8 protein-coding genes are annotated in these 8,482 nt (G+C 63.2%); 7 read left to right on the top strand and 1 reads right to left on the bottom strand.

Annotated features, from left to right (window positions below):
• The 7 genes from ENZ75_RS12690 to ENZ75_RS12660 form a co-directional block, all read left to right on the top strand.
• The coding region (locus ENZ75_RS12690) for a sugar phosphate isomerase/epimerase family protein (RefSeq protein WP_164887800.1) at positions 1 to 704 on the top strand (704 nt) is incomplete at its 5' end.
• A 61-nt stretch (positions 705 to 765) separates the two neighbouring features.
• Positions 766 to 2,289 (top strand): sugar ABC transporter ATP-binding protein, encoded by a 1,524-nt coding sequence (locus ENZ75_RS12685; protein WP_063170081.1) that lies wholly within the window; start codon positions 766 to 768, stop codon positions 2,287 to 2,289.
• 31 nt (positions 2,290 to 2,320) lie between these two features.
• Positions 2,321 to 3,289: an ABC transporter permease gene (locus ENZ75_RS12680; protein WP_032898845.1), complete on the top strand. Its 969-nt coding sequence runs from the start codon at positions 2,321 to 2,323 to the stop codon at positions 3,287 to 3,289.
• Between the two features lie 44 nt (positions 3,290 to 3,333).
• Positions 3,334 to 4,347 carry a substrate-binding domain-containing protein gene (locus ENZ75_RS12675; RefSeq protein ID WP_063170467.1) on the top strand — a complete coding sequence of 338 codons (1,014 nt, stop codon included), beginning with the start codon at positions 3,334 to 3,336 and terminating at the stop codon, positions 4,345 to 4,347.
• Positions 4,348 to 4,517: 170 nt separating this feature from the next.
• On the top strand, positions 4,518 to 5,735 hold the full coding sequence (locus ENZ75_RS12670; protein WP_024502254.1) for an ROK family transcriptional regulator: 1,218 nt from the start codon (positions 4,518 to 4,520) through the stop codon (positions 5,733 to 5,735).
• A 37-nt stretch (positions 5,736 to 5,772) separates the two neighbouring features.
• A complete protein-coding gene (locus tag ENZ75_RS12665) occupies positions 5,773 to 6,759 on the top strand; it encodes a sugar kinase (RefSeq protein WP_063170080.1) in 987 nt (328 codons plus the stop codon).
• The gene (locus ENZ75_RS12660; RefSeq protein WP_032898842.1) at positions 6,759 to 8,027 is read left to right on the top strand and encodes a D-tagatose-bisphosphate aldolase, class II, non-catalytic subunit; all 1,269 of its coding nucleotides are present in this window, start codon (positions 6,759 to 6,761) and stop codon (positions 8,025 to 8,027) included. The genes ENZ75_RS12665 and ENZ75_RS12660 overlap by 1 nt, the downstream gene beginning before the upstream one ends.
• Before the next feature lie 56 nt (positions 8,028 to 8,083).
• Here ENZ75_RS12660 and ENZ75_RS12655 read toward each other — a convergent pair.
• On the bottom strand, positions 8,084 to 8,482 hold a 399-nt coding region (locus tag ENZ75_RS12655), incomplete at its 5' end, for an FAD-binding oxidoreductase (protein ID WP_164887799.1).

Genomic DNA, 8,482 nt, shown 5'->3' with positions numbered 1-8,482 from the left:
TGGTCACGATGGGCCTGTCGGCGGATGCGGACGTCTCGAGCGAGGACAAGGCCGTGGTCACCAAGGGAAAGGCGCTCTTGTCCGACGCGGTCAAGGCGGTCCGCGACATCGGCGGCATCCGATTGGGCGGCATTCTCTATTCGATGCACGGCAAGTATGACGGGCTGCCCACGCGAACCGGCTGGATGAACAGCGCCGACGCCATCGCCGCGACAGCCGAGGTGGCCAGGGATAGCGGCGTGCAGATCGTTCTGGAAGTGGTGAACCGCTTCGAGTCCAACCTCTTGAACACGACCGCGCAAGGCCTGAAGTTCATCAAGGACACCGGCCGCGACGACGTCTTCCTGCATCTCGACACGTTCCACATGAACATCGAGGAGGCGAGCCAGGCCGAGGCGATCCGTCTGGCTGGGGACAAGCTCGGTTATTTCCACTTCAACGAGAACTACCGCGGCTATCTCGGCACCGGTACGATCGATTTCGCGAGCATCTTTTCCGCGCTGGTGGACATTGGCTTCCACAATCGCGACGTCACCTTCGAGAGCTTCTCCAGCGCCATCGTCGATGAAGCCCTGTCGCGTGTGTGCGGCATCTGGCGCGACACCTGGACCGACAACAATCCGCTCGCCGCGCATGCCAAGGCTTTCATCGAAAGCCGTTGGGAAGAAGCCGTGCGCCGGGCCGAGATCAACAAGGCTGCCTGAAGACGAAAGGGCTGCGGGCCGACAAGCGCCCGCGCCATCTCATCCCGAGGAGGACGGGAAGATGACGCAGAACGAAGCTATCACCAACGAGAACGGCGCCACCGCGCCGCTTCTCCTCAGCGCCGAAAATGTCGCGAAGAGCTTTGCAGGCGTTCCCGCCCTGGTCGACGGGCGGATTCGGTTGCGCGCCGGGACGGTCAATGCCTTGTGCGGTGGCAACGGTGCCGGCAAGTCCACCTTCCTCGGCGTGTTGATGGGGATGCTGCGGCGCGACGCCGGATCCGTCACGGTGAAAGGCCGGGAGGTGAATTTCTCCTCCCCCGCCGAGGCGCTCGATGCCGGTATCGCCATCATCACCCAGGAGCTCAGCCCGTTCCTGGACATGACCGTCGCCGAGAACCTCTATCTCGGCCGCGAACAGCGGCGCGGCCGCTTCTTCGTCGACGACAAGTGCATGCTAAGCGACGCGGAGGCGATCCTGGCGCGGTTGAAATTCAACATCCCCGCTGGTGCGCGGTTGCGCGATCTTTCGATCGCGCAGGCCCAACTCGTCGAGATCACCAAGGCAATCAGCCGCCGCAGCGACATCCTGATCATGGACGAACCCACCTCGGCCATTGGCGAGCGCGAGGCGCAGATGCTGTTCGACGCGATCCGCACTCTGACCGCGGAGGGCGTAGGCATCATTTATGTCTCGCACCGCCTGACCGAGATCTTCGAGATCGCCGACGATTATACGGTCTTCCGCGACGGCCGTTTCGTAGGCGGCGGATCGATTTCCGAAATCGACCGCAAGGGCCTGATCCGGTCGATCGTCGGCCGCGACCTGTTGGACCATCATCGCGAACCGAAGGATACCGGCCCGCAGAAACCCTTGCTCGAAGCCCGCGGCTTTGCATCGAAGGGAAAGTTCGCCGACATCGACATGACCGTTCATGCGGGAGAGATCGTCGGCATATACGGGCTTCTCGGCTCCGGTCGCAGCGAGTTCGTGAATGCGCTCTACGGAAACGAGCCGCGGGATTCCGGCCAGGTGCTGATCGAGGGCAAGCCCATCGATCTCAAGACGCCCGCCGATTCCATCGGCGCCGGCATTTCGCTGGTCACGGAGGACCGCAAGCAGACGGGCCTGTCACTGACCGCGTCGGTCGCCCACAACATCACCGTGGCCAACCTGCCGCATTATGCGCGCAAGGGCTTCATGAACGGATCGGCGGAAGGCAGGAGCGTGGTCGAGCACATCAAGCGCTTCTCCATCAAGACGGCGTCGCCGGACCTGCCCGTCCAATCCCTGAGCGGCGGCAACCAGCAGAAGGTTGTCCTTGCGCGCTGTGTCGACACCAACCCCAGGATCCTGATCTGCGACGAGCCGACACGCGGCGTCGACGAAGGCGCCAAGCGCGAGATCTATGCCTTCCTCGGCAATTTCGTGAAGGCGGGAAACGCCGTGCTGATGATCTCGTCCGAGGTGCCCGAAATCCTCGCCAATGCGGATCGCATCGTCGTTTTTCGCCGGGGCCGCATCGCAGGCGAGGTCGCCGGACCCGAGGCCACCCAGGAAACCCTCGTTCATCTGGCTTCCTAGCCAGACGATCCATTTCGTGGAGAAGAATCCAATGGTATCCGCCAGTCAAAGCATGAGCGGCATGAGCCTGGGAAAGTTCATCGCCCGTTATGGCATCGTCATCTCGTTTATCCTCCTGTTCGTCGTGTTGTCGCTGGCGTCGCCGAACTTCCTGTCCACCAACAATCTGCTGAACGTTCTGCGGCAGGTCTCCATGAACGGTGTGCTGGCTGTCGGCATGACCTTCGTGATCCTGACGGCCGGCATCGATCTCTCCATCGGTTCGCTCCTGGCGCTGGCCGGCGCCGTGGCGGCCAGCCTGGTCACCGGCGCGGATGCGTTCAATCCGCTCCTAGCAGTCGCGGCCGGCGTCGCCGTGGGCGCGCTTTGCGGCGCCGTCAATGGCGGGCTGATCGCCTACTTCAAGGTGCCGGCCTTCGTCGCCACGCTCGGAATGCTGAGCGTGGCGCGCGGCGCGACGCTGCTTTACAGCGGCGGCCGCCCGATTCCCAATCTCAGCCTCGAATTCCGCTGGCTCGGCCAGGGTCTCGTGCTCGGCATACCGGTACCGGTGATCATTTTCGCCGTCGTCTTCGCTGTCGCGGCAATCGTCCTGCGCTACTCCATTTACGGAAGACGGGTCTATGCGGTGGGCGGAAACCCGCGCAGCGCGAAGACGAGCGGCATCAACACCACCGGCATCATCTTTTCGGTTTACGTCATCATGGGCGCGCTGGCCGGTCTCGCGGGTGTCATGCTGACGGCCCGCACCACGTCCGCCCTGCCACAGGCGGGCATCGGCTACGAACTCGATGCCATCGCGGCGGTGGTCATCGGCGGAACAAGCCTCACCGGAGGTATCGGCCGCATCGGCTATACGCTGGTGGGCGTGCTGATCATCGGCATGATCAGCAACGGTCTCGATCTGATGGGGGTGTCCTCATACTACCAGCAGATCATCAAGGGTTCGATCATCGTCCTCGCGGTGCTGATCGACCGCTCCCGAGCCGGGAGAGAGTAACAGGCGCAAGCGGCGCGGCCGCACGCAACATGGAGGAAATGCACATGAAAACGACAAGACGCTTCCTGATGGGAGCAGCGGCCGGCCTTGCCCTTGCAGGCATGGTGTTCGGGGGGAGTTCGGCCGACGCCAAGACGTTGAAGATCGCGGCGATCGTCCAGAGCCTCAACACCGAGTACAATGTTCTGTGGGCCGATGCCGCCAAGGCGCACCCCGCGCTTGCGGACGGTACCGCCGCGCTGACAGTTCTCGACGGTCGCCAGGACGTGCTGACGCAGTCGAACCTGTTCGACACAGCCATCACCGAAAAATACGACGCGATCATCTTCATCCCGGTCGACATCGACGCCGGCAATGAACCGATCGAGCGCGCGAAGGCAGCCGGCATCCCGGTGTTCGGCTCCAACACGATGGTTTCCAACACCGCGCTCTACGACGCCTACATCAATTCCAACGATGTCGAGGCCGGCGAAATGCTGGCCAAGGCGGTGATCGACAAGGCCGGCCCGCAGGCCAAGGTCGTGATCCTGGAAGGGATGCTGGGCCAGTCGGCCCAGGTACAGCGGCTTGAAGGGATCCAGAAGGTGCTGAAGGAAAATCCCGGAGTGACCATCCTGGAGCAGAACACCGCCAACTGGTCACGCGCCGAGGCCATCACGCTGATGGAGAATTTCCTGACCTCGCATGGCGATGCGATCCAGGGCGTCCTGGCCGAAAACGACGAGATGGCCGTCGGCGCCATCGAGGGCATCCGCAACCACGGCCTGGATCCCAAGACGGTTCCGGTCGCCGGCGTGGACGGCATCAAGGACGCGCTTGAAGCCGTCAAGCGTGGCGAACAGTCGATGTCCATCCTCCAGGATGCCAACGGACAGGCGCAAGGGGCGATCGACCTCGCGCTGCACAAGATCGTCGGCGACAGCTACAAGCCGCGCGCGGCTGTCTGGGACGTAAACGGCGGCAAGCTCGCCTGGAACGACGGCAAGGACCAGCATTACTACGTGCCGTGGCTGGCGGTGACCTCCGAGAATGTCGACAAGGTGCTTGTCGGCAATTGACGCTCCAACAGGAGGATGCCGCTCGCTCGCGGCATTCTCCTTCGCGTCCGGCGCAGCGGGAATTGCTTGCTTCCGACATCAGGCGGTTCATTCTTTGAGGACTTTGCGTTGCCGGAGGAAAAACAAGCTCGGGTGAAGTATAGGCTGGGAACGAACATGCGGAGTCCGCCATGAACCATGTAACCTTCGCCAGCAGCTCGCCTCGCAGGATCCGCCAGAGCAATTCGGTAGCGACGCTGAACGCGCTCCACCGCTTCGGCCCTTTGAGCCGGGCCGATCTCGCCAGGCATATGGGGGTCAACCGCTCGTCCGCCGGCAATATCGTCCTGGAGTTGGTCGAGGCCGGACTCGTTCGCGAAGTAGCGGAGAACGATGTCGCGAATCCGGCGGGCCAGCCCAGGGCCGGAAGACCGGGTATCCTCGTGGAAATCGTGCCTGAAGCCGTTTTCTTCGCCGGCATAGAGATCGGTGTCGAACATATGACATGCGTCGAGATCGATCTCGCGGGCAAGATCGTTCGCAGCGCCATGACGCGCTTCGAAGGACACGACAGCGATCCGGAGGCCGCGGTCCACATGGCGATCGAACAGGTGTTTCTCGAGATGCGGAAGGATAGCCTGGCGCGATGTCAGGGCATCGGCATCGCGGTGCCCGGACAAATGAACCAGGACGGTTTCATCCACGTCGCACCGATCCTGGGGTGGCGCAATGTCGATCTCACAGGCCTTGCCCGCAGCCTTCTTCCGGCCGAGATCCCGGTATCCGCGGAAAATGACGGCAACGCATTCGGCATCGGCATCACATACAGCCAGCCGGAAGCGGCGAGCGGCGTCACCTTCTTCATGGTCATCGAGAACGGTGTCGGTGGCGGAATTGTCATCGACGGCAAGTTGTTCCGCGGCGGCAATGGCCTGGCCGGAGAAGTCGGCCACCTCAAGACACGGAACCCGACATACCGGAATCTGGAGCAGGCCTTCGGGCGCGACCGCATCCTGTCATCCTATCGCCAGTACAGGCCGGACGCCGACTTGGACTTGTTCCTGCGTGACGTCCGCGATCGTGTTCCTCAAGCGGTGCAGCTCGCCGAAGAATGGGCTGTCTTGTTCGCATTTGCAGTCGTGCAGATCTCGCGGCTGATCGACCCGAACCGCATCGTGCTGGGCGGGTCCGTCGCGGAATTGTATCCATTGGTCGCCGCACGGGTCGACGCGCATATCCGCGAGCTCCAGGCCGCGACCTTTCCTATCCCCGAGATCGTTTTCAACGAGAGCGCCATCTATGGAGCTGCCTTCGGAGCCGCTTGCATGATGCATCAGCGCTTCATGTCGCTCGACAACCAGATGCTCAACAAGGACGCGGTTTCCGGTCCAGACGCCTCGGCGTCGTGAAACCGCAAACGACACCACACCTAGGATTGGACGCTTGATGAACGACCTCCCCCAAACGCTTGCACCGGACTCGCTCGGGCCAACCGTGACGATTGGAGAAATCCTGGTAGAGATCGTCGCGAGGCAGACAGGCACCGGTTTCCGGGAACCGATCGACCTCATTGGCCCCTTTCCGAGTGGCGCGCCCGCCATCTTCATCGATCAATGCGCGCGTATGGGCGGAGCGGCGGCAATGGTGGGCGTGGTGGGCGACGACGATTTCGGCGCGGTCAACATGGAGCGCCTGAAGCGAGACGGCGTAGACACTTCCGCCATCGCTGTTTCCGCGGATTATCCGACGGGCAGCGCCTTTGTCCGCTACCGCACGGACGGAAGCCGCGATTTCGTCTACAACATCGCCAAATCCGCCGCCGCTCGACTGGAATGGACCCCGCAGGTCGAGGCGCTGATCGCGCGTTGCGGGCATATCCACGTCATGGGAACGGTGTTCGCAAGCCCCGCGGCCTGGGCGATCACCGAACGCGCGATCCCGCTGATCAAGGCACGCGGCGGCACCATGTCGCTCGATCCGAACCTGCGCAAAGAATTGCTGGCGCACGGCCAGACCGAGGAGAAATTCGCGAGCCTGGTGGACAAAGCGGACCTGCTGCTGCCGTCGGGCAATGAATTGTTCCTGGCCGCCGGCATGGATGGCGAGGAACGCGCAATCGAGGCGCTGTTCAAACGAGGGGTCAAGGAGATCGCCGTGAAGCGTGGCGAACATGGCGCGTCAGCCCGTCAAAGCACGGGCGCCAGTGCCGATTGTCCCGGCCTCATCGTCGAGGAAACGGACCCCACCGGCGCCGGCGACTGTTTCGGCGGAGCCTATGTCGCATGCCGGCGGTTGGGGATGCCGCTGCGGACTTCGCTCGAATTCGCCAATGCGGCAGGGGCGCGCAACGTCACACGCCTCGGCCCCATGGAGGGAGCCGGCACGCGGGCCGAACTGGAAGATTTCATGGCAAGAACGGCGAGAAGAAGCTGATGCGTGTGGCGATCGAAGATGTGCCGGGCCTGCACAGGGAAGGAAAGAAAATCGGGGTAACCTCGGTGTGCTCGGCGCACCCCCTGGTGCTCAAAGCTGCACTGCGCCACGGCCGGGAAACCGGCACCACCGTCCTGATCGAAGCGACGTGCAACCAGGTCAATCATCTGGGCGGTTATACGGGCATGACGCCGTCCGATTTCGCGGCGATGGTGAAAGCGCTCGCGGCAGTCGAGCAGTGCCCGACAGAGCTGATCGTGCTTGGCGGGGATCATCTCGGTCCCAATCCCTGGAAAGACCGGCCCGCCGAGGAGGCGATGGCGCAGGCCGGGACAATGGTCGATGCTTATGTCCGCGCCGGCTTCCGCAAGATCCATCTCGATGCATCGATGGGCTGCGCGGGTGAACCGGCGACGCTAGACGACCATACGGTGGCCGAGCGCGCAGCCAGAATGGCGGGCGTCGCGGAACAGGCGGCCGCGCAGAGCGGCGGGGCAAGCCCGGTCTACATCATCGGGACGGAGGTGCCGCCTCCCGGTGGCGCCGATCACGCTTTGGATGCGATCACCCCGACCAGTCCGGAGGCGGCTCGCCAGACACATGCCATTCACGCCAAAGCATTCCAGGCCGCCGGGCTTGAAAGCGCGTTTTCCCGCGTCATCGGGCTTGTCGTGCAGCCGGGCGTGGAGTTCGGCAACCAGAATGTGATTTTTTACGATCGGACCAAGGCCAGCGATCTGGCGGCAACTCTGAACACATTGCCGTCGCTCATTTTCGAAGCGCATTCGACGGACTATCAGGGCGAGAGGCCGCTGCGTGAACTCGTCGAAGATGGCTTCGCCATCCTCAAGGTCGGCCCCGAGCTGACCTTCAAACTGCGCGAGGCGCTGTACGCGCTCGACCTGATCGCTTCCGATCTGGTGCCTTTCTATGGCCAGCGGCCGCTTTATCAGGCCATGGAAGAGCTGATGCAAGCCGCGCCCAAGAACTGGGCAAGCCACTATCATGGCAGCGATGCCGACAAGCGGACGCTGCGCCACTACTCCTATTCCGATCGCATCCGATATTATTGGGCGACCCCGCAAGCCCGTGCCGCCTGCGACCGGCTCTTCGACGCGTTGAAGGGCCGCAAGGTGCCGGTGACGCTGTTTCTCCAGCACCTGCCTTCGGCGCTCGCTTGGGCCGCCCGCGGCTGCGACGTCGAGGAGATCGCGATCGATCACGTCCAGCGAAGCATCGAGATCTACGCCCGGGCATGCGGCACCTGAGCCCTCGTCCGGTTCTTCAAGGCCAGAGCGGATGGGCTGGCGGGCGGCAGAAATACTTACAGCGATGGTCCCAATCGGATCGGGCTGCCGTCGCTGAAACGGGATTGACGGAACCTGTGGAGATTGTGCCCGGTCTCGTTGCCCTGGATCAAATCGGACAGGATGCGGCCCATTCCGGGTCCTATGCCGAAGCCGTGGCCGCTCATCCCGGTCGCGACAACGAGGCCTGGGAACGCAGCGGCGCGATCGACGATGGGCACGACATCAGGCATCGCATCGATCATGCCCGCCCAGCTCGCCTTGAGCGGTACGGTCGTGAACTGAGGGAAAAGCTCCCTGAACCCGCCGTCGATGGCGCGGAGCGCCGACGTCTCGGGAGCCGGATTGAGGACGCGCATCCGTTCGAAAGGGCTTTCTTCATCCGCGTTCCAGCTGCGCGGGGTCGACCAGCCGTC

The organism is Mesorhizobium sp. M7A.F.Ca.CA.002.04.1.1 (genome assembly GCF_004022805.1).
In the GTDB taxonomy this organism is placed as follows: domain Bacteria; phylum Pseudomonadota; class Alphaproteobacteria; order Rhizobiales; family Rhizobiaceae; genus Mesorhizobium; species Mesorhizobium ciceri.
The sequence above is the reverse complement of the archived record's forward strand: the minus strand, read 5'-3'. Positions and strand labels throughout refer to the sequence as shown.